The sequence below is a fragment of the Marinobacter lacisalsi genome (genome assembly GCF_042651045.1).
Lineage (GTDB): Bacteria > Pseudomonadota > Gammaproteobacteria > Pseudomonadales > Oleiphilaceae > Marinobacter > Marinobacter lacisalsi.
On record NZ_JBHSDI010000012.1, the window covers coordinates 226984 to 251913 of the forward strand.

Genomic DNA, 24930 nt, shown 5'->3' on the forward strand with positions numbered 1-24930 from the left:
CGGTCGCGTCCTTTGCCGTGATGACCACCCAGGCCAGTCCTCAAGACCCGGACCCGGCCACCACCGCCTACGAGGGCACCGCCAGCTCGGTCGACCCGGGATCGGCAAAAGTGGTCCGCACACCGGGGGCCCCGGACCTGACTGACGCTGAGTTCCAGGAAGCCAAGCAGATCTACTTCGAGCGTTGTGCCGGCTGCCACGGTGTCCTGCGCAAGGGGGCCACCGGCAAACCGCTCACCCCCGACATCACCCAGGAACGGGGCATGGATTACCTCAAGGCCTTTATCAGCTATGGCTCACCGGCCGGCATGCCGAACTGGCTGACTTCCGGGGACTTCACCGAAGACGAAGTAGAGCTGATGGCCAAGTACATCATGCACGAGCCACCCCAGCCACCGGAATACAGCCTTGAAGATATGAAGTCCACCTGGGAAGTGATCGTGCCTCCCGAGGAACGCCCCAGCAAGCAGATGAATGACCTGAACCTGGACAACCTGTTCAGCGTGACGCTGCGGGATGCCGGCCAGGTTGCCCTGATCGACGGCGATACCCACGAGATCGCACACATTATCGACACTGGCTATGCTGTGCACATCTCCCGCATGTCCGCCTCTGGTCGCTATGTGATGGTCATCGGCCGGGATGCCCTGATCAACATGATCGACCTGTGGATGGAAGAGCCCGACACCGTGGCCAAGATCAAGGTCGGCATGGAAGCGCGGTCGGTGGAAACTTCCAAATACAAGGGTTTTGAAGACAAGTACGCCATTGCCGGCACCTACTGGCCCCCCCAGTTCGTGATCATGGATGGCCAGACCCTGGAGCCGAAGAAAATCGTCGGCACCCGGGGCATGACCGTCGACACCCAGGAATACCACCCGGAACCACGGGTAGCGGCCATCGTGGCTTCCCACAAGCATCCGGAGTTCATCGTCAACGTGAAGGAAACCGGCAAGATCATGCTGGTGAACTACGAGGACCTTGAAAACCTCTCCGTCACCACGATCGACGCCGCCCGGTTTCTGCACGACGGTGGCTGGGACAGCAGCATGCGCTACTTCCTGACGGCGGCAAACCAGTCAGACAAGATTGCCGTGGTGGATTCCCAGGACCGCAACCTGGAAGCCATGGTGGACGTCGGCAAGATTCCCCACCCGGGCCGCGGTGCCAACTTTGTTGACCCCGAACACGGTCCGGTATGGGCGACCAGCCACCTGGGCGACCCCACGATCCAGATGATCGGCACCGACCCGGAAGGCCATCCGGACAAAGCCTGGAAAGTCGTGCGCACCATCGACGGCCAGGGCGGCGGCTCGCTGTTCATCAAGACCCATCCGGAATCCGACAACCTGTGGGTGGATACCGCCCTGAACCCGGCCGAGGCGATCAGCCAGAGCGTTGCGGTCTTCGACATCAATGATCTGGAGGCGGGCTACGTCGTGCTGCCAATTGCCGAGTGGGCCAACCTGGGTGAAGGCCCGAAGCGGGTCGTGCAGCCGGAGTACAACGTGGAAGGCGACGAAGTCTGGTTCTCGGTGTGGAATACCCAGGACAAGAAATCCGCCCTGGTGGTTGTGGATGACAAGACCCGCGAGCTGAAAAAGGTGATCACCGATGAACGACTGGTGACCCCGACCGGCAAGTTCAACGTCTACAACACCCAGCACGATGTTTACTGATCGCTGACCTCCGGCGGAGATGACCCGATGAAACTGGACCGTACCGACCAGCAACTGATCAACCTGTACCAGCGGGGCCTGCCTGTCTGCGAGCGCCCCTACGAAGTGATGTCCGGCAAGCTGGGCATCAGCGAAGACGAGTTGATTCAGCGGCTGCGACGACTGCAGTCCGATCGGGTCATCAGCCGGGTCGGTCCGGTCTTTGAGCACCACCGCGCCGGCGCCAGCCTGCTGGCGGCGGTGGCGGCACCACCGGAACAGATGGATCTGGTGGCTGCCCGCATCAACCGTGCCCCGGGCGTGAATCACAACTACGCCCGGGAGCACCTCTACAACCTCTGGTTCGTCATGACCGCACCGGACGAGGACACCCTCGATGAGCGACTCGACGAGCTGGAACAGCAGCTACGACTACCGATACTGCGCCTGCCCATGGTCGAGGGCTACCACATCGACCTGGGATTCGCCATCGACTGGGAGGCCCTGGCATGACACCAAGATTGCATACCGATGTCAGCTCGGCACTCCGCAAATCACCGCCATCGAGCCCTTGGGGCCTGCTGCGCCTGCGCCGACTGCTGGAGAAGGGCTTACCCCTGACATCCAGGCCCTTCCAGACCCTGGCGGAACAATCCGGCCTCAGTGAAGCCGAGGTACTGGACGCCGTGGGTTGCTGGCAGCAGGACGGGCTGATCAAGCGCATGGGGCTGGTGGTCCAACACCGCACCCTGGGCTACCGGGCCAATGCCATGGTGGTATGGGATATTCCCGACGAGCAGGTCAGCGGTCTGGGCCGGCAGTTCGCCGACGTCCCCTTTGTTACCCTTTGCTATCAGCGTCCCAGGCGACTGCCTGACTGGCCGTACAACCTGTTCTGTATGATCCACGGCACTTCCCGGGACCGGGTGGAGGGGCAGATCAACGAACTGATCCGCACTCACCAGCTCCAGCATTGCCCCCACGCCGTGCTGTTCAGCAGCAAGGCCTACCGGCAACGGGGAGGCTGTTATGTCGGCTCAGACTGAAGCGCTGGTGTTTACCGACGTGGAGCGGGCCGTGATCAACCGGTTACAGCTTGGCCTGCCTCTCACTTCCAGACCTTACGCCGACGTGGCAGCGGAACTGGGCATCAGCGAGGCAACCCTGCTTGTCACCCTCACCCGTCTGCTCGACAACGGCACCCTGACCCGCTTCGGGCCCATGTTCCACGCCGGGGAGCTGGGCGGCGGTCTGTCACTGGCGGCCATGCGCATTACCGAAGACGACTTTGACCGGGTCGCCGAACAGGTGAACCGGTTTCCGGAGGTGGCCCACAACTACCGCCGCGAGCATGAACTCAACATGTGGTTCGTGCTCGCCTGCGAACAGCCCCAGGGCATCACTGACACCATTGATGCCATCGAACGGACCACCGGCTACCCGGTTTTCAACATGCCCAAGGAGGAGGAATTCCATGTCAGCCTTCACTTCCCCGTCTGACCAACCCTATGTCCTGTGCGAGCGGGACCGTGCCCTGATACTGGCCACCCAGGGTGGCCTGCCACTGGTACCAGAGCCCTGGGAAGACCTGGCACGACAGCTGGACATGTCCGCTGACGAGGTACTTACCCGCTTCCGGCGCATGCAGGAGCACGGCATTATCCGCCGCGTCGCAGCGGTGCCGGACCATTACCGGCTCGGCTATCGCTTCAACGGCATGACCGTGTGGGACGTTGCCGATGACCAGGTCTCCGATCTGGGCCGGGCCGTGGGCAACCTGCCCTTTGTCAGCCACTGCTACCGGCGCCCCCGCCATCTCCCCTGGTGGCGCTACAACCTGTTCGCCATGGTCCACGGCACCAGCCGCGACGAAGTGGAACAGAAGGCCGGGCACATCGAGGCGTTGCTGGGTGACGCCAGCCGTGCCAGCACCATCCTGTACAGCTCGGCGATCCTCAAGAAAACCGGATTACGTTTCAGGAAACAGAAAGAGGCGTCCTGAACTACTCCATCGAAGGTATGGAATCACGCCGCCGTCAGGACGATAGTGAAAGGGCAAAGAGCCGGTAAAGGCCAGCCCGGAGAGGCAGAAAGCCACTCCTGAGGAGAGAGATAACCTATGTTTCGCATGACCCGATATATCAAGAGCCTGATGAACCCGGCCCCGGTGCGCCCGATCCCCAAACCGCGCGCTCCGGTGGTGATCTGGAACCTGATCCGCCGCTGCAACCTGACCTGCAAACACTGCTACTCGATCTCGGCGGATATCGACTTCAAGGGCGAGCTGAGCACCGAGGAAGTCTACACCGTGATGGATGACCTCAAGGCCTACGGCGTACCGGTGCTGATCCTGTCCGGTGGTGAGCCGCTTATGCGCCCGGATATCTTCGATATTTCCCACCGGGCCAAACAGATGGGCTTCTACGTGGGCCTGTCCACCAACGGCACCCTGATCACCGAAGAGAACATCGAAAAAATTGCAGCCGTTGGCTATGACTATGTGGGCATCAGCATCGATGGTCTGGAACAGACCCACGATACCTTCCGTCAGAAAAAGGGCGCCTTCCGGGAATCCATGCACGCAGTGGCGCTTTGCAAGCAGGCGGGAATCAAGGTGGGGTTGCGCTTCACCCTCACCCAGGACAACTACCCCGAACTGCCGGCCATGCTGGAGATGCTCGACGAACACGACATCGACAAGTTCTACCTGTCCCACCTGAACTATTCCGGGCGGGGCGGGCGCAACCGCAAGCGGGATGCCTGGTACGACATGACCCGGGACGCCATGAACCTGCTGTTCAATCACTGCCATGATGAACTCAGTCGGGGCATCGAACGGGAATACGTCACCGGCAACAACGACGCCGACGGCCCCTTCCTCATCGAGTGGGCCAAACAGCACTACCCCGATCAGGTCGAGGCACTGACCCAACGGCTCACCAACTGGGGCGGCAATGCCTCCGGGGTCAATATTTCCAACATCGACAACCTGGGCGTCGTCCACCCGGACACCTTCTGGTGGGACCACGACCTGGGCAACGTGCGGCAGACGCCTTTCTCGACAATCTGGGCCGATACCCGGGACCCGCTGATGCAGGGCTTCCGTCAACGGCCACGTCCGGTGAAGGGCCGCTGTGCGGAGTGCAAGTACCTGGCCATCTGCAACGGCAATACCCGGGTGCGCGCCTATAACGTGACCGGTGATTTCTGGGAAGAAGACCCCGGCTGCTACCTCACCAACGAGGAAATCGGTGTGGTGGACAACCTGCCCCGCCGCGTGGCCGCGCAAGCCACCGAGATCCCGGTCCACAACCTGTAAGGAACCACGCCATGAACACGCATCCACACAAGAAATGCCTGGTGGAATTCCAGATGGCGGAGCAACCCTTGCGGGTCGGGGAGGTCGCCATTGTCGGGGCCGGCCCCGGAGACCCGGGTTTGCTGACCCTGCGGGCGCTGATGCTCATCCAGCAGGCAGACGCCATCGTCTACGATCGGCTGGTGTCCCCGGAGATCATGGAACTGGTTAACCCCAAGGCCGAGCTCATCCATGTGGGGAAGGCCAGCGGCTGCCATTATGTCGCCCAGGAGGAAACCAACGAGTTGCTGGTACAACTGGCGGTCCGCCAGCATCGTGTGGTCCGCCTCAAGGGCGGCGACCCCTACATTTTCGGCCGGGGCGGCGAGGAAGCCGAGTTCCTGGTGGAAAATGATATCGACTTCCAGGTGGTTCCCGGCATCACCTCCGCCGCCGGTTGCGCGTCCTATTGCGGCATCCCCCTGACCCACCGGGATTATGCCCAGAGCGTCACCTTTGTCACCGGACACCGCAAGGCCGATCAGACCCTGGAGCTGAACTGGCAGGTGCTGGCCGCCCCGGGCCAGACGCGGGTGTTCTATATGGGGCTGCACAACGCCCCGACCATTGTCCGGGAACTGACCGCCCACGGTTTGTCGGGGGACTGCCCGGTGGCACTGGTTGAGCGCGGTACCACACCACAGCAACACATGGCGGTCACGACCCTTGCGGCACTTGAAACAGCCATCGCCCGCGAAAGCTTCCAGCCACCCACCCTGATCATCGTTGGTGAGGTGGTAAAACTGGCGGAATCTCTGGCGCAGCCTGCCCGTAGCGGCTGGACCAGCGCTCCTGCCCAACATTCAGCTCTTTCCGCAGGAGGCCGACCGGCGTGATTCCAGACAAGACCATACTGCTGGTCATCACAGCCAGCCTGTTACTGTCCGCCACGTTGCAGGCGGCCAGCGAGACCGAAACCGAAGCCCTGTACCAGCAACACTGCGCCAGTTGCCATGGTGCCGACCGCCTCGGGGGCATGGGCCCGGCCCTGTTGCCGGAGAACCTCTCCCGCCTGAAAAAACCCGAGGCCGAGGCGGCCATCCGCCACGGCCGGCCCGCCACCCAGATGCCGGCGTTCGCTGATGTCCTCGACGACGCCTCAGTCACCGCTCTTGCCGAGTACATCTATCAACCACCGGCGACCACCCCCACCTGGACCCGGAAAGACATCACCGACAGCCATCTGTTGCCCCACCCGGCAGGCACGCTGCCCGATGAGCCCACCTATGACACGGATATGATGAACCTGTTTCTGGTGGTGGAGATTGGTGACCACCACGTCACCCTGCTGGATGGCGACACCATGGAACCTATCCACCGCTTTGCCAGCCGGTACGCACTGCATGGTGGCCCCAAATACAGTCCCGATGGGCGTTTCGTCTACTTCGGGTCCCGCGATGGCTGGATCACCAAATACGACCTGTACAACCTGAAAGTCACCGCTGAGGTCCGCGCCGGTATCAACATGCGCAATATTGCCGTGTCCGCCGATGGCGAGCACGTCCTGGCCGCCAACTACCTGCCCCACACTCTGGCATTGTTCGACGCGGAAAACCTTGAACTGATGGAGATCATCCCGGTAGAGAGCGGCGACGAGACGTCCCGGGTGAGCGCAGTCTACGCAGCCCCTCCCCGCGACAGTTTCATCGCCGCCCTCAAGGACATCCCGGAAGCCTGGGAAATCACCGTCGAGGACGGCGCGGCCGAAGTCCGCCGGATGCAGACCGATACCTGGCTCGACGACTTCTTCTTTGACCCGGGCTATGACCACCTGATCGGTGCGGCCCGCGACGGCAAGCATGGTCATGTGATCGACCTGGACTCCGGCGACACCGTCGCCAACCTGCCACTGCCGGGCATGCCCCACCTGGGGTCCGGTATCACCTGGGAATACGAAGGGCGGCGGGTGATGGCAACCCCCCATTTTCGCACCGGCGCGGTGTCCATCATCGACATGGATAACTGGGAGGTCATCAAGACCCTGGAAACCGAAGGCCCCGGTTTCTTCATGCGCAGTCACGAAAACTCCCGCTACGCCTGGGTGGACGTATTCTTCGGCCCCAACAAGGACAAGGTCCACCTGATCGACAAACAGAGCCTGGAGATCGTCAGGACACTGCAGCCGGCCCCAGGCAAGGTGGCCGCCCATGTGGAATTCGACCGCTACGGCGAGAAACTGCTGCTGAGCGTATGGGACGAGGACGGAGCCATAATCGTCTACGACGCCGATACCCTGGAAGAACTCAAGCGCCTGCCCATGAACAAGCCCTCGGGCAAATACAATGTCTGGAACAAGATTCACTATGAGGAAGGCACCAGCCACTGAGCTGGCCGGGGCAGATGACCTATGTCATTTAACAGGCATCATCAATAGTGGAATAATCATTGTGCACTCACCATCAGGCTGATAGGCACCATGAGCGAAGCATACGACGAAACCGGGCCGAACTCACCGGCCTCCTCCCCCTGCCTGCTGGATGCCCACCAGCCGGACATCATGCAGCCACCCCGGCCGACGCCGGCACTGGCACTGCTGAACGGCCTCAGCCGGGTGTTTGGTATGCGGCTGGATGGAACCCCCGAAGAGTCACCAGACTACCGCTTTCTCTCCGATCTGGCCCAGCTGTTTCAGCTTCGTCGCGTTGAGCCGGAAACCACCCTGGAGGTCCAGGACCGCCCCTGGGGGCATGTCTACCTGATCCAGTACGGTGTCACGCGTCTGTACCGGGAAGCCCCCAGTGGTCGCACGGCTGTGCATCACTTCTTCTCGGAGGGGGACCTGGTATGGCCTGTATTCGGGCGCACCCGCACCAAGCGCAACACCCTCTGCCTGACTACAGTCACTGGTTGCACCCTGTGGATGGCCAACTTCTCTGCCTTCCGCTCTGCCGTAACCAGACGCGGCGACGGAGCCTGGGCCCGGTTTGCCCTGTCGCTGACCGAAGAACTGGCGGAACTGACCAGCATGCGGGAATTCCGCAAGCAGACCATGCCGGCGAAGGAGCGCTACGAGCTGCTGCTGGAGGAGTATCCGGAACTGGTGCGGCGGGTGCCGGACAATCAGCTGGCCGCCTGGCTGGGGGTGGTGCCGGCGACGTTCTCCCGACTGAAGAATGCCAGGGGTTGAGTGTTAGCGGGCTGAGCCACGGCCTTCACGGGCCGCCTTCCGAATAAAAAGGCCACCCGCGCTCAGTAGCATGGGTGGGCGCAATTTTCGACGTGCATCACGCTACCGTGATTGACGATTTTTTAACCAGACGGCAATCTTCAACCAATCCGTCAGACGAAAAATACAAAGCTATGTATATCAGTGCGTTACGATCTATTTAAACGTTGATCGCCAGAACCACCTGTCGTCAAGAGACGGGTAACAGGGTGTCGTCAGATCGATGTACGCTGCATGAACTGTGATAATCTCACCAACAACAGCTTGCACAACCCGGTTCAATAAAATAAGACACCTCCCATGACAATCATCGAGTCCAGAGCCACGACCGTTCATGACCGGATCGAAGAATGGATCAACAGCGCCACTCATGGCCTCGGCGCGGTTCTCAGCGTCATCGGCACGGCCGCCCTTATCCTCGCTGCCAGCCAGATGGGTGATGTCTGGAAGATCGTCAGCTTCAGCATATTCGGTACGACGCTCATCCTGCTGTATCTCGCCTCGGCGTTCTATCACGGCAGCCGCAACCCGAAATTCAGGTCGGCCTTCAAGACCCTGGACCACTGCGCCATCTTCCTGTTGATTGCGGGCACCTATACGCCGTTTCTGCTGGTCAACATGCGGGGTACCGTGGGCTGGACCTTCTTCTCGATCATCTGGTCGCTGGCCTTTACCGGCGTCGTCCTGAAGGTTATTTTCAAGCACCGTTTCAAGCTGGTCCGGGTGGGGATCTACCTGGCCATGGGCTGGCTGATCGTATTTGCCTCCGCCGATCTGATGAACAGCCTCAGCGACACCGGCCTGCGCCTGATTGTTGCCGGGGGCCTGGTCTATACCATTGGTGTGATCTTCTACCTGCTGGATCGTATCCCCTACATGCACGCCATATGGCACCTGTTCGTCATTGGTGGCAGCGCCTGTCATTTCAGTGCCATCTACTTCGGCGTGCTACCCCACGTAGCCTGATCAGAACGCCCACACGATAGCCATCAGCACACCCCAGGCCAGCACGGAGGCCGCCATGACCGTATAGGTCGCGGCCATGGCTTCCACGTCGTTGTCCGTTCTGTTGCACAGAAACCGGACTCCCTGATAGACCAGCGCGCAAGACAGGAACAGGCCAGCGAACACCGCCACGACGCTGACCGCCAGTACCGGCACCAGCAGCGCCAGTGATGACAACCACAGGGGGACAGGCGCCACTGCCGCCAGCAGGTAGGCATCCTGGTAGCTGATGGTCAGTTTCTGGGCATCCAGCACGGCCTGTATGAGCCAGCCCATCACAAAAAAGGTCAGCAGTTCCGCCAGGAACAGAATGGTCGTAATAAGCCCCCATTCCTTGCCCCCAAAACCAACCAAGAAGCTGTCGCCGTAATGGGTGCCCGCGTAATAGAGCATCACTGGCGGCAGGAAAGACATGGGCACAACCAACACCCAGGCCAGAGCCGGAATCGAAAGATTCAGTCGCCGCAGTTCGCGCCAGCCATCGTCACTGGTGAACGGCAGTTTGATCAGCTTACCAATATTCATTGTCGGCCTCCCCTGAGCCACCGACACGGGAACATGCCAGCGGGCTTGTGGGCATGGAATTTATGTTACCTTTCATTTACTTTTTTAGGCTCACCTCATCATTCCGTCAAGGAGCTGGGATGACTTCGGGCAAGACCACTATCCAGGCTTTCCGGGTATTTTTTCCTGCAGCCTCCCTCTATGCTGCCCTGTCAGTCCCTCTGTCCGTAGTAGCTGTCATGTCTGGCAGTGGATGGCCCCCGGGGCTGTTGGGTGCCGGTCATGGCCATGAACTGATCTTCGGCTTCGCCCTCGCCCTGATTGCCGGCTACACCCTTGGCCCACAGCCCCCGCGCCTGATGGTGATGCTGCTCGGCCTGTGGCTGGTGGCGCGGGTCAGTTGGGCCCTGGTGCCAGAGAGCTGGTTTGCCCAGGCGATGAGCCCGGCCTTTGCCCTGGTACTGGCCCGCTATGTGGTACCGCGCTTCAGTGCTGCCAAGAAATGGCGCAACAAAACCGCTGCGCCACTCATCCTGCTGATCTGTCTGCTTGCGCCGGCATTCTGGCTGGCCAGCGAGACACGGGCCGCATACCCGCCGTTCGCGCCTGACCCGTATCAGTTGATGCACTCCGCCATCCTGGGTCTCATATTGCTGATGACCTTTATCGGTGGCCGGATGATCGCCCCGGCTGTGGCCGGAACCCTGGATAAAAAAGGCATTGCCCTGGAGGCCAGGGTGCAGCCCCGGTTGGAGGGGGCACTGATCATCCTGTTGGCCACCGCTACCATACTCAGTCTGACAGCCTTGCCACCATGGCCAACCGCGCTGGCACTGCTTTCAAGCAGCGTGCTGATCGCCCTGAGAACCGCTCGCTGGAAGCTCTGGCACTGCCCGGAACGGCCTGATCTGCTGATGCTGGCCGTGGGCTATCTCTGGCTGGCCATCGGCACAGCCATGACGGGTATACACCTGATGATGGAGGTGTCCGTGGCACCGGCACTCCACCTGGTTACCATCGGTGCTCTCGGCACCCTGTCCACCAGTGTCATGCTGCGCCTGGCCTGGCAGCGCGCGCACAGACGCCCGCCACCACCGTGGCAGGTGCTTTCCGTGACGCTGCTGACATCCATAGCGGCCGTTGCCCGCTACCTGGCGGGACCAGCCGCGTTCACCGAACCGGGCTGGCTATGGTTGTCTGCGACGTCATGGAGCCTGGCCTATGGTCTGGTCTCCATGCAGCTGTTTTTGCTGCTCCGATCACCCCATACAGCCCGGAAATGATTGGCTACCTCCACTGCGCCTCACCGCATCCGCACTTACCCTGTTGGTGATACCACCATTATATCTAGCTGTTTTTAATAGATTTATAGCTCCAAAAAAAGCGACCACAGACAGCCGGAAAATCCACTACCGACAGCCGCTTTTTGTCCTTGCGCAATATCAAGCGCGCTCCCCCGACCGAGTTAGCACAATGTCATCGAGAAGCCTGCGAACCGCCGGTGCGGTTCATGGCATGTTAACCAAGGGAGTCACGATATGGCCAAAACCAACGCAGACATCGAACACTGGGATGTCGAGAATGACGAATTCTGGGAGCGGGAGGGCAAGCGTGTTGCCAGCCGCAACCTGTGGATTTCCATACCCAGCCTGCTGATGGGCTTTGCCATCTGGCTGATGTGGGGCATGATCACCACCCAGATGAAGAATCTGGGCTTTCCGTTTACGGTTGAGCAGCTATTCACCCTGAGCGCGATTGCCGGCCTTTCCGGTGCCACCCTGCGTATACCCGCGTCGTTCATGATAAAGATCGCCGGCGGACGCAATACGGTCTTTCTGACCACCTCGTTGCTGATGATTCCCGCCCTGGGCACCGGTATTGCCCTGATGAATCCGGAGACGCCCTTCTTCGTGTTCCAGGCGCTTGCGCTGCTGTCCGGTATCGGTGGTGGTAACTTCGCCTGCTCCATGAGCAACATCAGCGCCTTCTACCCCAAGAGCAAGCAGGGCTATGGCCTGGGAATGAACGCCGGCCTGGGCAACTTCGGTGTGACCACCATGCAGGTGGTGATCCCGCTGGTGATGACGGTGGGTATTTTTGGCGCCCTGGCCGGGGGCCCTCTGGAACTGCAAAGCCCCAGTGGCACGCTGATCGGCCGTATTGAGGCCGGCACCGAGACCTGGATACAGAACGCCGCCTTCATCTGGCTGGTGTTTCTGATTCCGCTGGCCTTTGCCAGCTGGTTTGGCATGAACAACCTGAAGGTGGTTACCCCGAATCCCGGCAACCCGCTCTCTGCCTTCGGCAAGATCCTGGGCCTCTACGGCGTGGGGATTCTTACCTCCATTGCCGGTGTCTGGGCGCTGAGTGTCCTTAACATGTGGGTTGCCCTGCCCATGACCATCATTCTGACGGTGGTTCTGCTGCGCCTGATACCAGGGAACATCAAGCCCAACATCAAGAACCAGTTCGCCATCTTCAGCAACAAGCACACCTGGTCCATGACCGTGCTCTACATTCTCACCTTTGGCTCGTTCATCGGGTTCTCGGCGGCCCTGCCCCTCTCCATCAGCGTCATCTTTGGCAACATGATGGAAGCGGGCGCGGATGGAACCCTCACCCGGGTGGTGAATCCTGATGCCCCCAGCGCACTGACCTGGGCATGGATTGGCCCCTTCGTTGGCGCCCTGATCCGCCCGGTAGGTGGCTGGATTTCCGACAAGATGGGCGGCTCGATAGTGACGCAGATTATCTCTGTCGTCATGGTGGTAGCGTCTGTGGCAACCGGCTACGTGATGATGCTGGCCTACAACTCCACCGATCCCAACAGCTACTTCGCCGTGTTCATGATCCTGTTTATCGTGATGTTTGCCGCCAGCGGTATTGGTAACGGCTCCACCTTCCGCAGCATCGGCGTGATTTTCGACCAGCAGCAGAAAGGCCCGGTTCTGGGCTGGACTTCTGCGGTTGCCGCCTACGGCGCCTTTATCGCACCCCGTGTGATGGGCCAGGAAATCCAGGCCGGCACCCCTGAAGTGGCCATGTATGGTTTTGCCGTGTTCTACGCGGTCTGCCTGCTGGTGAACTGGTGGTTCTACCTGCGCAAGAACGCCTACATCAAGAATCCCTGAACCAGCCAGTCAGTCTCAGGGCCTCCTTCGGGAGGCCTTTTTATTGGCTGCACTATCGCGGCCCCGGTTTCTCGCGCTCGCAGGCAAGGCGTGGGAGCGCGCTCATTTGCCAGATCCGCTCAGCACGCGTGCCCAGATACCAGAAACTCACCGCCAGGACCCCGAAGAAAATGGCCTTGTGGGTGCCGTCCCAGAAAAATTCGAAGAACCGCGTATACAGGTTGATAAAGAGAAAAGTCAGGCCGAATCCCCGGGTCATGGCATCATCATGACGAACGCCATGGTAAATGCTTGCCAGGGCCGCCAGCGCAAACAGTACCGACCAGTGCAGCAACGCCAGTTGACCTGCCGCCTGCCAACGTTGCACATCACCATAGTTACCAAAAATCGACATCAGCCAGAGCGCAATGAAAAGATACAACAGGCCCACCGCCCGGGTGGGCTTCAGGAATGCCTGCCGGCCCTGCCATTTCCGGAACACGTAACTGCCCGCCAGAATCAACACCAGTCCGAAAAAGACAAAGCGCAGGGGTACATTCATGCCCAGGTAATAGGCACCCCATCCCGACAGGTAACCGGTTTCTGCGCCGAACCAGCTGCCCAGGGACAGCAAGGCGAAGACCCATACCAGGGTCGATGGGAACCAGAGCCCCAGCAACCCATACAGTACGGCGGCCAGAAGAAGTAACAGGGAGAAGTGATCCGAGCCACTGCTGATGGCCTCCCCCAGGAAGCCGATGGCCAGGGCAGTGGCTATGACGCCGAGGAAGAACATGGCTTCATTGCTGAACCGTTTTTCGGGCCAGCGGTACTTTCGGCGAACCCCCAAACCATAGAACACTGCTGCAATAACAACAAAGGCGACACACTTGACCCAATCGGATGCGGAGAAAAGCCGCTCGAACAGCTGCACCAGCCAACGATCCGCCAAAACCGCTGATACGGCAATCACAATGCAGGCCAGGGCCAGCCAGAAAGCGTATTTGGCCACCCGCTTCCAATCGAATACGCTGACTTCCAGAGAATCACGCAGGGCGTTCGCCTGCTTGTCCGAAACCAGTCCCTCGGCCTGCCAGTGCTCGATTGCCTGGCCAAGGAGCCGCACTTCTTTAGGGGATACCTGCATAGCCTGCTTCCTGCATGAGTCAACGACATGAGGGAGATAGTGCCATGCGGTCGACGCCCACGTCCCGGCCCACCAGGGAAACGGTTAACAGATCACAAAAAAAGGCCCGCCGGGATCACTCCCGACGGGCCTGGAAAGGGCCGGTAACTTCAGCTGGTAGCGCTGGCAGCCTGCCGGCGGCGCTCCTCCTCCTCAATCTCGAGATCCACAGAAGATACCTGGTACTCCTCGGCAAACCCGGACTCCGGCTCCTTCAGCCACATGATGCAGAGCAGCCAGCTGACAAATGCACCGCCTGCGATGATGTAGAAGAACTGGGTCGGAGTGACGAAAGTAAAAATGGTGAGGTAGACCACCGCACCCACGTTACCGTAGGCACCGGCCATACCGGAGATCTGCCCGGTCAGCCGGCGCTTGATGGACGGTATGATGCCGAAGGTAGCGCCTTCCGCCCCCTGCACGAAGAACGAGGTGAACACGGTAATGCCCACGGCGATGATCAGCGGCCAGTTGGAATTCAGCAGGCCCATCAATGCAAAGCCGACCGAGATACCGAACATGTAGCTGAGCATGACGAAGCGGCGATTGCCCATGCGGTCAGACACCAGGCCACCCATGGGTCGGGCCACCAGGTTCACGAAGGCAAAGGAGGCGGCAATCAGGCCGGCGGCCGTGGCGCTGAGGCTCCAGGTTTCCTCGAAAAACATGGGCAGCATGGAGACCACCGCCAGCTCGGCGCCAAAGTTGGCAAAGTAGGTGCTATTGAGGGCCGCCACGCTGTTGAACGGGTATTTGTCATCCTCCGGCACGCCCTTTTTCAGGATAGGCACGTTCACCCGCAGGATCTGTACGATCTGGTAGCAGACAATGGCGACAATAACGGCATAACAGATGATCGCGCCGGTCACACTCAGGTAGCCCATGTTCTGGATACGCCATACCAGGATACCCAGCACACCCACCAGAGGGATGGTCCAAAGGATCAGTTTGATCATGTCGCCCCAGCTACTGACTTCCAGCGCCACAGCCTTACGGGGCTTGCGATGGACCGTGCCCGCAGGGCCGTCGGTAATCGCAAACCAGTAGTAGACGCCGTAGGCGGCCATCACAATGGCGCTCTGGGCGATGGCCCAGCGCCAGCCGTCCTCACCACCGTACATTTGCAGGGCAATAGTGGGCAGCGTAATCGCGGCCGCGGCGGAGCCAAAGTTGCCCCAGCCGGCATAGAAGCCTTCAGCGAAGCCGATGTCCTTGGGCTTGAACCACATGGCGGTCATGTGGATGCCCACCACGAAACTGGCGCCGATGGAGCTCAGCACCAGACGGCTGACCAGCAGCTGGGTCATGGTGTTGCCGAACGCGAACACCAGGGCGGGAATGGACATCACCACCATCAGTACCGAGAACACCCGGCGGGGACCAAAGCGGTCAAGGGCCATGCCCACCACGATCCGTGCCGGAATCGTCAGTGCCACGTTACAGATGGCAAACAGGCGCAGGTCATCCGCCGTCAGCCAGTTAACGCTTTTCAGCATGCTCGACGCCAGCGGCGCCATATTGAACCAGACGTAGAAGGTGATAAAGAATGCAATCCAGGTCAGGTGCAGGGCCCTGACCTCCGGATTGCGGACGCGGAATACGTCAGCGACTTTCATGGCAGCCTCCTTGGGCTATCAACTCGACTATCAGCTTGAAAAACACGACCGCACTCAGCGGCTGGGCAGAATCAGGAGCGGGCACTGAATCCGGCGGGCGAGAAACGAGCTCACGCTGCCGAAGGTCATGTAATCCAGCTCATCAACGAAATAGGTCAGGGAACGGGCAATAAAGCCGCCATCCGGCTCGTGGCTGTGCCGGGCAATAACCAGCATGTCCGGCTGGAACTTCTTCTCGGTGGCGTAGAGCAGCATCTTGCGGGGGTCGCCCTCCAGCATCAGGCTCTCGCCGGTCACCGACTCGCCTTGGCAGACCTCAAGGGCTTCCTTGAGATGCTGCTTGAGCTCGGTGACTTCCTGCTGGAACAGGTCTTCATTACCGGAGGTGATGTCGCGGGGGTTTTCCGCCACGGCGACCAGAATCAGGTGAGGTTTCAGCTCCCTGAACATGGTGATGGTCTGGGCAAGGGCCAGTCTGGCATTCCTCGAACCATCGTAGGCAAGCATGATTTTCATGGGCTTCTCCCAAGGCAGGCAGTGATCCCGGAAACGGGGCTCAATTGATATCTGTCGATCATTAGCCCATACCCGAACCATGCTTCTGATTGACGTAAGTCAACGCTGGAAGCCCGTACCCCACGAGAGAAATCAAGAGCCTACCACCTGCCGGTCATTATCTGGCCAATGCCTACCCCTTCTCCATCCACCCGGAGGTACCTCTAATGCCCCGCCTGAAAAAACCCTGCGTTTGGTAAGGTGAAAGCGTCTGAAATGCAGAAATGGAGCGCATCAATGACGACCACTCCCACTCGCTTCCAACAGAACCGGGCACTGGGTCTATCAACCTTCTCGTTCACCCTGTGCTTTGCGGTATGGACCATTTTCTCGATCATCGGCATCCGCATTGCGGAAGACCTGGGGCTGTCAAATACCCAGCTCGGGCTGTTGATGGCCACGCCCATCCTGACCGGATCCATCAGCCGCCTGTTTCTGGGCATCTGGACTGACCGTTACGGCGGGCGCTGGGTATTCGGGATCCTGATGCTGACAACCGCTCTGTGCGTGTACCTGCTGACCTTTGCCACCAGCTACGCCATGCTGTTGGTGGGCGCACTGGGGGTGGGCCTGGCCGGCGGTTCGTTCATTGTCGGGGTGGCCTACACCGCCGCCTGGTTCGAGCCCAAGCGGCAAGGCACCGCCCTGGGCATATTTGGTGCGGGTAACGTTGGCTCTGCGGTAACCAACTTCGGTGCGCCTTTCCTGCTGGTGGCGTTCGGTTGGGAACAGACTGCCCAGATCTATGCAACGGTGCTGGCCGTCATGGGCGTACTGTTCATTCTTCTGGCAAAGGAAGATCCGCTGGCTGCGAAGCGCAAGGGGGAGGATGCGAAATCGTTCATGGAACAGATGGAGCCTCTGAAAGAGCTCCGGGTGTGGCGGTTTGCACTGTATTATTTCTTTGTTTTCGGTGCCTTTGTGGCGCTGGCACTGTGGCTACCTCATTACCTGATCGGGGTCTATGGGCTGGATATCAAGACCGCCGGCATGATTGCGGCGCTGTACACCATCCCGGCGTCCCTGTTCCGGATTCTCGGGGGCTGGCTCTCAGACCGCTTCGGGGCACGGCGGGTGATGTACTGGACCTTTATAGCGTCGGTTATCTGCACCTTCCTGCTCAGCTACCCACCCACCGAGTACATCATTCACGGCATTGATGGTGATATCCGCTTTACCCTCACCATAACCCTGCCCCTGTTCATCGTGCTGATCTTCACTCTGGGTTTTTTCATGTCCCTCGGGAAGGCGGCCGTCTACAAGCACATCCCGGTGTATTACCCGCTCCACGTCGGCGCCGTGGGAGGTGTGGTCGGCATGATCGGTGGCCTGGGTGGCTTCATCCTGCCGTTGACGTTCGGCGTGCTGAACGACATCACCGGCATCTGGCAGAGCAGTTTCATGCTGATGTTCGTGATTGTGGCCTCGGCTCTGATATGGATGCACTATGCCATCCGCACGGCCGAACGGGAGGAATGGGCCTCGAACCGGGAACAGACTGACCTGCCCGAGCTGGCAATGCCCCACCTGTTCTATCCGCTGAACCGCTCACAGGCTCCGCAGGCCAACGGCAGCCCGCCACCGCCCCGGAAACCATGAGCCGTTGCACTGGCCCACTCCCGGGAAGTGGGCCGGTGCAGGGGAATACCCGGGGAAACTGCCCTGCCACTGGTTCGCCAGGGCAACCGGCTCTAGGTCATGCCCACGGACGACAGGGAGTGTCACCCTCGCCTGTGGCCGCATGAATACCGGAACATATATACCCGGCCCGCCCTCCGGATTAGAATCGCAGCGTCGTATCCACCTGGAGCTGCCGTTATGTCTGCCGACCTGAACCCGAAGTCCGGGTTGCATCAGTTGCGCCATATTGAATCCAGCAAGATCTTTCAGGGCCTGGTGATTGCCATCATCATCCTTTCCGCCCTGACGATCGGTGCCAAAACCTACGAGCTGCCGCCGTTGGTGGAAAGCAGCCTGACGGTGATGGACAATGCCATCACGGTATTCTTCCTGATCGAGATCCTGTTCCGGTTTGCCGCCAGCCCCGACAAGAAGCGCTTCCTGTTCGATGGCTGGAACCTGTTCGATACCCTGGTGGTGGTCGGCAGTCTGATCCCGCTGAACAACGCGGATGCGGTGTTGCTGGGTCGCCTGTTGCGGGTATTCCGGGTGCTGCGCCTGGTGTCCGTGGTGCCGGAGCTGCGGTTCCTGATCAACTCGCTGCTCAAGGCCATCCCCCGTATGGGCTACATCGCCCTGCTGATGTTCATCATCTTCTACATCTATGCCGCCATGGGCTCGATGTTCTTTGCGAATGTGGATGAAAACCTGTGGGGCGACGTCGCTGTTGCCATGCTGACCCTGTTCCGGATAGCCACCTTCGAGGACTGGACCGATATCATGTACGCCACCATGGAAGCCTACCCGCTGAGCTGGATCTACTACCTGACGTTTATTTTCCTGACCGCCTTCGTGTTCCTGAACATGATGATCGGCGCGATACTGGAGGTGATGAGCGAAGAGCAGAACGCGGTAGAAGCCAGCAAGGCCCACGACGAGCGTGACGAGATGTCCCGCCAGCTAGCCGCCATACAGGCACAGCTGACCGAGCTGTCAGCGCAGGTCGGAGCGGGGCCGCGCCAGCAATGAGGGCGATGGCGCTCCTCCCGGAGCGCCATCGTGGGTCAGAACGGCAGTGCCCTGGTCATGGCCAGGTGGAAAATGAACGCTACCTGCAACAGCGCCAGAACTGCCGCCACCGAGCGTACAGGCACACTGAATGTTGGCTTCATGGCAAATATACCCGTCACGATATAGCCCACCAGCAGCACTACCTTGAGAGTCAGCCAGTCATGGACAAACGGCATCCATGGCGTCACCACCACCAGCCCGATGGCGGCAACCAGCAGGACTGTATCGTTAGCATGGGGGATCCAGCGCAGGGGCGTCTGACGCCATTGCGGTTTCCCCACCGCATCCAGCAGCAGACGCAGGGCAAAGAGCGTGATCGTCAGATAGGCGGTGAGCATATGGAGATGTTTGAATATTACGTAAGCCATGGTGTCCCTTTGTTCGATGAACCAATACGATGGCGGCATTGTACGCATTTGACCGGTCGAATACCTCCAAGCAGGTATGGTGATTGCTGAGCTCAACAACTAACATATACCAACAATATATGTTAAGCGGAGGTCCGCCATGCAGACCATAGCCTCATCCCGTTCAGACACAGGCCAGCGCGCAAGCCCGGGCCAGCTGTTCGGCTACCCGTTCCGCATCTTTTTCCTGTCACTGACCCTGCTCTCGCTGGTCGGCATCCCTCTGTGGGTTCTGCAGGTCACCGGTACCATCCAGCTGCCGCTGGCAATGCCGGGCATTTTCTGGCATCAGCATGAGATGCTGTTCGGCTTCCTGTCAGCGGCCATTGCGGGTTTCCTGCTCACTGCAGTCTGTGTCTGGACCGGCACCGAGCGCACCCATGGCATGCAGTTGTTCCTGTTATGGGCTGTGTGGGCAGCCGCACGGGTTCTGCTCACGGTTGGCGGCGACCTGCCCGGCTGGCTGGTGCAGGGCGTCAACCTGGCCTTCCTGCCGCTGGTGATGCTGGATGCCGGCTGGCGCATCTGGCACGCCCGCCAGAAGCGACAACTGATGATCCTGCTGGTGCTTGGCCTGCTGTGGCTCATGCAGGTCGCCTTTGTGGTGCGCCTGAACCCGGTGTATGCCTACGGGGCGCTGATCATGGCGATGGCGCTGATCAGCATTATCGGCGGCCGGATCACCCCCGCATTCACCACTGGCTGGCTGCGACAGCGGGGCCTGGGCGCTGACCGCGTGCGAATGGTGCCGGCCCTGGATATGGCCAGCGTGTTCACCATGATCCTGCTACTGGCCTCACTGGTGACCGGCTGGACCATGGTCACTGCCGGCCTCGCCCTGGGCGCCGCAGCCCTGATGCTGGTCCGGCTCTATAACTGGAAAGGCTGGCTGGTGCGCCAGGAACCCCTGCTGTGGATCCTGCACCTGTCGATACTCTGGGTACCGGTGGCGCTGGTTCTGCTCGCCGGCAACCTGTTGGCCGGCTGGCCTGCCTCGGCCTGGACCCACGCCGCCGGCACAGGTGCCGTGGCATGTCTGATACTGGGCGTGGTCGCCAGGGTGTCGCTGGGCCATACCGGCCGCCCCATGGTATTACCCAGGGGTATGGTGCTGGCGTTCGCTGCTATCCACCTGGCAGCCCTGACCCGGGTCGTCACAGCCTTCGAGGGATTGCCCTGGCACGCGGGTGTCACCGCCAGTGGACTCCTCTGGGCCCTGGCCTATGCCATCTTCCTGGCCAGGTACACCGGTATCCTCGCCAGCCCGAGGGTCGATGGCAAGCCGGGCTGATTCGTTTCCCCTTATGGGAAATAACCCAAACCCTCCCGGAGCCCTTACCACAAGGCTCCGGAGGTAACCCGAGCAACCACCAGTCAAAAAACTACAACCATCGGTCAATAGATTTTTCTGCTGTAACGAGTAAAGTGTAGGTTACAGTCAGAAACGGAACTCCCCGCACTCATGAAGCCAGACCACTTTGATAAAGCCGCACTGATCGACTGCGGGCACGGTCGCCTGTTTGAAGGTGATATGCGCCTGCCCATCGACGAAATGCTGATGGTGGACCGTATTACCCACATCAACGACACCGACGGCGCCTACGGCAAGGGCAGCCTTGTCGCCGAGCTGGACATCAACCCGGACCTCTGGTTCTTCAAAGTTCACTTTCAGGGCGACCCGGTCATGCCGGGCTGCCTCGGCCTTGATGCCATGTGGCAACTGGTCGGGTTCTTCCTGGCGTGGACCGGCGGCACAGGCAAGGGTCGCGCCCTGGGGGCCGGCGAAGTGAAATTCTTCGGCCAGGTGCTGCCAGAAAACAAACTGGTCCGGTATCATCTTGATATCAAAAGAATGGTCAACCGTAGGTTGACCATGGCCATCGCTGATGCCCGCATGGAAGTTGACGGTCGTGAAATCTACACGGCCAAAGACCTGCGGGTTGGCCTGTTTACCTCAACAGACGATTTTTAGGAGCCGGGACCATGCGTCGAGTTGTCATCACCGGAATTGGCATTGTTTCCAGCCTCGGTAACAATAAAGAGGAAGTCACGCAGTCATTACGTGACGTGAAGCCCGGAATCCGTTTCAGCCAGGAGGCCAAGGATGCAGGTCTGCGCAGCCACGTCTGCGGTGACATTGACCTGGACTACAAGGAGTTGATTGACCGCAAACTGCTCCGCTTTATGTGCCCGGCCTCTGCCTACGCCTACCTGTCGATGAAAGAAGCCATCGAGCAGTCGGGGCTGACCGACGAGCAGATCAAGGCCGACACCACCGGCATCATCATGGGCACCGGTGGCGCGTCCACGGTCGAGCTGATGGATTCCATCGATACCCACCGGGAACGTGGTATCCGTCGGGTGGGCCCTTACCGGGTGCCCCGCACCATGGGCAGCGCCATCAATGCCTCGCTGTCCACCGCTTACGGCATTCGCGGCGTGAACTACAGCATTACCTCGGCCTGTGCCACCAGCGCCCACTGCATCGGTCACTCTGCCGACCTGATCGCCATGGGGCGCCAGGACATCATGTTTGCCGGTGGCGGTGAAGACGTTCACTGGAGCCTGAGCCTGCTGTTTGATGCCATGGGCGCCCTGTCCACCAAATATAACGACACTCCGGAAACCGCATCCCGCACCTACGATGCCAACCGCGACGGTTTCGTTATTGCTGGCGGCGGCGGCGTGGTCATCCTGGAAGAACTGGAGCACGCCAAGGCCCGTGGCGCCAATATCATTGCCGAACTGGTCGGCTTCGGTGCGACCTCGGATGGCGCCGACATGGTAGCTCCAAGCGGTGAAGGCGCTGTTCGCTGTATGCAGCAGGCGCTGAAAAACGTCGAGGGTGAGCTGTCGTACATCAACACCCACGGCACCTCAACGCCGGCCGGTGATGTGACCGAACTGAAAGCCATCAAAGAAGTATTCGGCGACAAGATCCCGCCCCTGGGGTCCACCAAGCCTCTGACCGGCCACTCCCTGGGCGCAGCAGGCGTGCATGAAGCCATCTACACTCTGCTGATGCAGCAGAATGACTTCATCACCCCGTCCGCCAATATCGAGACCCTTGATGAAGGCGCCGAGGGCTACCCGATTATCCGCGAACTGCAGAACACCCCGACCGACCTGATCATGAGCAACAGCTTCGGTTTTGGTGGGACAAACGCATCGCTGGTGTTCAGGAAGTACCAGGGCTAAGCGGCTTCGCTCATGGCCTGATCGGCTATGTGGTGGGGTAGCTTTCGTAGCAGCGCCATGGGTGAGACCAGTGTTTATGAAGCAAAGCTTCATGCGCAGGTGAACGACTGCCATCTGTGATGGCAGGCCGGACCGGCGCGGTGCAAGGTCGGTACAGGGACGTACCGTGAATTGCAGCGGAGAAAGCTACCCCACCGCAGAGCCAGCCCCCAAGGCCAGCCCCCGCCACATCAGCAAGCCGCCCGAAACTCAGCCGGTGACTTACCCATCCATCGCTTGAACGCCCGACTGAACGCACTGAGCTCGGAAAACCCGAGCAGCTCTGCCACCTCTGAAAGCGTCCGGTTGCGATCATGCAGGTACTTCAATGCCTGCTCCCGCCGCACGTCCTCCAGCAAACCCGCGAAGGTCAGATTCTCCTCCTTGAGTTTCTTGTACAGCGTATGGCGGCTCATGTTCAGCTCCGCTGCCACGGCCCCCACCTTCACCCTGCCGCGGGCAAGATGACGGGCAATCAGCGGGCGAACCTGTCGGCTGAAGGTAATGGTGGGCAAAATCCTGGTCTGTATCAGCTGCCACAGGCGCTGCATCTGTGACGGCGACAAACGGGCCTCGGGCTCTGCCAGCTCATCCGCAGACAGGCCTGCATAACGGGCCAGCTCGCCCCGGGAAAAACCCGACGATTGAAGAAATTGCACCATGGCGACGATCAATGTCCCCAATGCATCCGACCTCATGGGCTGGAAACCTCGCTGCGTTTGGTTGAGTTCCTGGTGTATTTGAGCGTACAGATGTTAGCTCAAAACTTGTCTCATGAACATTGAGACGGATCAATGCATCCCATCCAAAGCACCGGCAGACTCCCCACCACGCATTCTTCCGGACAACTCATACCCATGCACAAGCCCGAACTTCTCGCCCCCGCCGGCACCCTGGACCACCTCAAAACCGCCCTCGCCTATGGCGCCGATGCCGTCTATGCCGGCCAGCCCCGCTACTCCCTGAGAGTGCGGAACAATAGTTTCAGGGATGTGGCAGCCCTGGCGGAAGGTATCGAGCTGACCCATGATCAGGGCAAGGCATTCTATCTGGTTTCCAACATCGCCCCCCATAACAGCAAAGTGCGCTCCTACCTGAGGGACCTGGAACCCATCATCGAGCTCAACCCCGACGCCCTGATCATGTCCGACCCCGGGCTCATCATGCTGGTACGTGAACGCTGGCCGGACCAGGCCATCCACCTGTCCGTGCAGGCCAATGCCGTCAACTGGGCCACGGTGGAGTTCTGGCGACGCCAGGGTATCCGGCGCGTGATCCTGTCCCGGGAACTGGCCCTGGAGGAAATCCGGGAAATTCGCGGGATGGTGCCGCACATGGAACTGGAGGTGTTTGTCCATGGCGCGCTCTGCATGGCCTACTCCGGGCGTTGCCTGCTGTCGGGCTACATGAACCACCGGGACGCCAACCAGGGCGCCTGCACCAACGCCTGTCGCTGGAACTACAAGCCGGTCGCCCACCAGCAGGATCAGACCGGCGACCTGATCGCCACCTCAAAGGACGACTCAGTCGGGCAACTCGAGCCCCGGGAGATGCTGCTGGAAGAACCCAATCGCCCCGGCGGTTTCATTCCGGCCTATGAGGATGAGCACGGCACCTACATCATGAACTCGAAAGACCTTCGTGCCGTGCAGCATGTGGCGGAACTGGTGAACATGGGCATTCACTCCCTGAAGCTGGAAGGGCGCACCAAGAGCACCTACTACGTGGCCCGGACCACCGGCGTGTACCGGCGGGCCATTGACGATGCCATGGCGGGCAGACCCTTCGACATGGCCATGATGGATGAACTGGAAGCCCTGTCGAACCGTGGCTACACCGAGGGCTTCCTGCGCCGTCATCCCCCGAAGGAATACCAGACCTACGAGCAGGGTTCCTCTTTCCTGGGCACCCAACAGGTAGTAGGTACGATCACTGATCGCTCCGACGCCTGGCTGACCGTTGATGTGAAGAACCAGTTCCGGGTTGGCGATACCCTTGAACTTCTCACCCCTTCCGGCCGTACGAGATTCGTGGCCCGGCACATGGAAACAGCCCGGGGTGACGCCACAGAGCGCGCACCCGGCAGCGGTCATGTGGTTCGCATACCACCACCGGCCAACACCCCCGCCGACCTCACACACGCCTACCTGACCCGCGTGGACCGCCAGTAAATACCGCCTGCCACCACAGCCTGCCGCTATTACCCCGATTACCGCGCCCGGCGAGCCTCGGAGCGGTGATTGGGGTATAATTCTGACTGTCACGAAATAATACCTGACTAAAATACTCTGATATTGTACAATTGGTCATCAGAAACATCGGGATAGCCTTACCAGGCGCTGCTCCCCGGGATTTTCCCGGGCGGCAACTCATCCAATAACTGATTGCAGGGCGTACTCACAGGATGAGCGACCACTGCGACATCCCAGCTTAGAAT

The 24930-nt window shown here is 60.2% G+C and carries 24 protein-coding genes; 18 read left to right on the forward strand and 6 right to left on the reverse strand.

Features of this window, described 5'->3' with window-relative positions; translation table 11 throughout:
* Positions 1–20: 20 nt before the first annotated feature.
* From ACFOZ5_RS09555 to trhA, 10 genes are all read left to right on the forward strand, one after another.
* Positions 21–1679 (forward strand): cytochrome D1 domain-containing protein, encoded by a 1659-nt coding sequence (locus tag ACFOZ5_RS09555; RefSeq protein WP_379886886.1) that lies wholly within the window; start codon positions 21–23, stop codon positions 1677–1679.
* A 27-nt stretch (positions 1680–1706) separates the two neighbouring features.
* Positions 1707–2171, forward strand: coding sequence for an AsnC family transcriptional regulator (locus tag ACFOZ5_RS09560; protein WP_379886819.1), 465 nt, complete (start codon positions 1707–1709; stop codon positions 2169–2171).
* Positions 2168–2704, forward strand: a complete 537-nt coding sequence (gene ahbB, locus ACFOZ5_RS09565; protein WP_379886820.1) for a siroheme decarboxylase subunit beta — start codon at positions 2168–2170, stop codon at positions 2702–2704. The genes ACFOZ5_RS09560 and ahbB (ACFOZ5_RS09565) overlap by 4 nt, the downstream gene beginning before the upstream one ends.
* Positions 2688–3158, forward strand: a complete 471-nt coding sequence (locus ACFOZ5_RS09570) for an Lrp/AsnC family transcriptional regulator (protein ID WP_379886821.1) — start codon at positions 2688–2690, stop codon at positions 3156–3158. The genes ahbB (ACFOZ5_RS09565) and ACFOZ5_RS09570 overlap by 17 nt, the downstream gene beginning before the upstream one ends.
* Positions 3133–3660, forward strand: coding sequence for a siroheme decarboxylase subunit beta (ahbB, locus tag ACFOZ5_RS09575; protein ID WP_379886822.1), 528 nt, complete (start codon positions 3133–3135; stop codon positions 3658–3660). Before ACFOZ5_RS09570 ends, ahbB (ACFOZ5_RS09575) begins: the two co-directional genes overlap by 26 nt.
* A gap of 117 nt (positions 3661–3777) precedes the next feature.
* On the forward strand, positions 3778–4977 hold the full coding sequence (gene nirJ / locus ACFOZ5_RS09580; RefSeq protein WP_379886823.1) for a heme d1 biosynthesis radical SAM protein NirJ: 1200 nt from the start codon (positions 3778–3780) through the stop codon (positions 4975–4977).
* Positions 4978–4988: 11 nt separating this feature from the next.
* Entirely contained in the window at positions 4989–5852 is an 864-nt protein-coding gene (gene cobA, locus ACFOZ5_RS09585) for a uroporphyrinogen-III C-methyltransferase (RefSeq protein WP_379886824.1), read from the forward strand.
* A 14-nt stretch (positions 5853–5866) separates the two neighbouring features.
* Positions 5867–7342 (forward strand): cytochrome D1 domain-containing protein, encoded by a 1476-nt coding sequence (locus ACFOZ5_RS09590; protein WP_449288623.1) that lies wholly within the window; start codon positions 5867–5869, stop codon positions 7340–7342.
* 90 nt (positions 7343–7432) lie between these two features.
* Positions 7433–8143, forward strand: a complete 711-nt coding sequence (locus ACFOZ5_RS09595) for a Crp/Fnr family transcriptional regulator (RefSeq protein ID WP_379886826.1) — start codon at positions 7433–7435, stop codon at positions 8141–8143.
* A 339-nt stretch (positions 8144–8482) separates the two neighbouring features.
* Positions 8483–9148, forward strand: a complete 666-nt coding sequence (gene trhA / locus ACFOZ5_RS09600) for a PAQR family membrane homeostasis protein TrhA (protein WP_379886827.1) — start codon at positions 8483–8485, stop codon at positions 9146–9148.
* Here the strand turns inward: trhA and ACFOZ5_RS09605 are convergent, their stop codons facing one another.
* The gene (locus ACFOZ5_RS09605) at positions 9149–9712 is read right to left on the reverse strand and encodes a Yip1 family protein (RefSeq protein ID WP_379886828.1); all 564 of its coding nucleotides are present in this window, start codon (positions 9710–9712) and stop codon (positions 9149–9151) included.
* Positions 9713–9831: 119 nt separating this feature from the next.
* On the opposite strand from ACFOZ5_RS09605, the gene ACFOZ5_RS09610 reads away from it, so the two are divergent.
* Both ACFOZ5_RS09610 and ACFOZ5_RS09615 read left to right on the forward strand, forming a co-directional pair.
* Positions 9832–10974, forward strand: coding sequence for an NnrS family protein (locus ACFOZ5_RS09610; protein WP_379886829.1), 1143 nt, complete (start codon positions 9832–9834; stop codon positions 10972–10974).
* Between the two features lie 255 nt (positions 10975–11229).
* A complete protein-coding gene (locus ACFOZ5_RS09615; protein WP_379886830.1) occupies positions 11230–12822 on the forward strand; it encodes an antiporter in 1593 nt (530 codons plus the stop codon).
* Positions 12823–12874: 52 nt separating this feature from the next.
* Here ACFOZ5_RS09615 and ACFOZ5_RS09620 read toward each other — a convergent pair whose 3' ends face one another.
* The 3 genes from ACFOZ5_RS09620 to ACFOZ5_RS09630 all read right to left on the reverse strand — a co-directional run bounded on the left by ACFOZ5_RS09620 (position 12875) and on the right by ACFOZ5_RS09630 (position 16119).
* Positions 12875–13948, reverse strand: a complete 1074-nt coding sequence (locus tag ACFOZ5_RS09620) for a hypothetical protein (RefSeq protein ID WP_379886831.1) — start codon at positions 13946–13948, stop codon at positions 12875–12877.
* A gap of 149 nt (positions 13949–14097) precedes the next feature.
* Positions 14098–15603, reverse strand: a complete 1506-nt coding sequence (locus ACFOZ5_RS09625; protein WP_379886832.1) for an MFS transporter — start codon at positions 15601–15603, stop codon at positions 14098–14100.
* Between the two features lie 54 nt (positions 15604–15657).
* The gene (locus ACFOZ5_RS09630) at positions 15658–16119 is read right to left on the reverse strand and encodes a universal stress protein (protein WP_379886833.1); all 462 of its coding nucleotides are present in this window, start codon (positions 16117–16119) and stop codon (positions 15658–15660) included.
* A gap of 276 nt (positions 16120–16395) precedes the next feature.
* Between ACFOZ5_RS09630 and ACFOZ5_RS09635 the strand changes: the two genes are divergently transcribed.
* Together ACFOZ5_RS09635 and ACFOZ5_RS09640 are read left to right on the forward strand one after the other, a co-directional pair.
* A complete protein-coding gene (locus ACFOZ5_RS09635; protein WP_379886834.1) occupies positions 16396–17757 on the forward strand; it encodes an MFS transporter in 1362 nt (453 codons plus the stop codon).
* Between the two features lie 219 nt (positions 17758–17976).
* The gene (locus ACFOZ5_RS09640) at positions 17977–18807 is read left to right on the forward strand and encodes an ion transporter (protein ID WP_379886835.1); all 831 of its coding nucleotides are present in this window, start codon (positions 17977–17979) and stop codon (positions 18805–18807) included.
* Between the two features lie 35 nt (positions 18808–18842).
* Here ACFOZ5_RS09640 and ACFOZ5_RS09645 read toward each other — a convergent pair whose 3' ends face one another.
* Positions 18843–19217 carry a SirB2 family protein gene (locus ACFOZ5_RS09645; protein WP_379886836.1) on the reverse strand — a complete coding sequence of 125 codons (375 nt, stop codon included), beginning with the start codon at positions 19215–19217 and terminating at the stop codon, positions 18843–18845.
* Between the two features lie 139 nt (positions 19218–19356).
* Between ACFOZ5_RS09645 and ACFOZ5_RS09650 the strand changes: the two genes are divergently transcribed.
* The 3 genes from ACFOZ5_RS09650 (at position 19357) to fabB (ending at position 22454) form a co-directional block, all read left to right on the forward strand.
* Positions 19357–20547 carry an NnrS family protein gene (locus tag ACFOZ5_RS09650; protein WP_379886837.1) on the forward strand — a complete coding sequence of 397 codons (1191 nt, stop codon included), beginning with the start codon at positions 19357–19359 and terminating at the stop codon, positions 20545–20547.
* Between the two features lie 171 nt (positions 20548–20718).
* Positions 20719–21228, forward strand: a complete 510-nt coding sequence (gene fabA / locus ACFOZ5_RS09655; protein WP_379886838.1) for a bifunctional 3-hydroxydecanoyl-ACP dehydratase/trans-2-decenoyl-ACP isomerase — start codon at positions 20719–20721, stop codon at positions 21226–21228.
* Positions 21229–21239: 11 nt separating this feature from the next.
* Positions 21240–22454: a beta-ketoacyl-ACP synthase I gene (gene fabB, locus ACFOZ5_RS09660; protein ID WP_379886839.1), complete on the forward strand. Its 1215-nt coding sequence runs from the start codon at positions 21240–21242 to the stop codon at positions 22452–22454.
* 230 nt (positions 22455–22684) lie between these two features.
* Here the strand turns inward: fabB and ACFOZ5_RS09665 are convergent, their stop codons facing one another.
* Positions 22685–23155 (reverse strand): helix-turn-helix transcriptional regulator, encoded by a 471-nt coding sequence (locus ACFOZ5_RS09665; protein ID WP_379886840.1) that lies wholly within the window; start codon positions 23153–23155, stop codon positions 22685–22687.
* A gap of 195 nt (positions 23156–23350) precedes the next feature.
* On the opposite strand from ACFOZ5_RS09665, the gene trhP reads away from it, so the two are divergent.
* On the forward strand, positions 23351–24664 hold the full coding sequence (trhP, locus tag ACFOZ5_RS09670; RefSeq protein ID WP_379886841.1) for a prephenate-dependent tRNA uridine(34) hydroxylase TrhP: 1314 nt from the start codon (positions 23351–23353) through the stop codon (positions 24662–24664).
* Positions 24665–24930 lie beyond the last annotated feature (266 nt).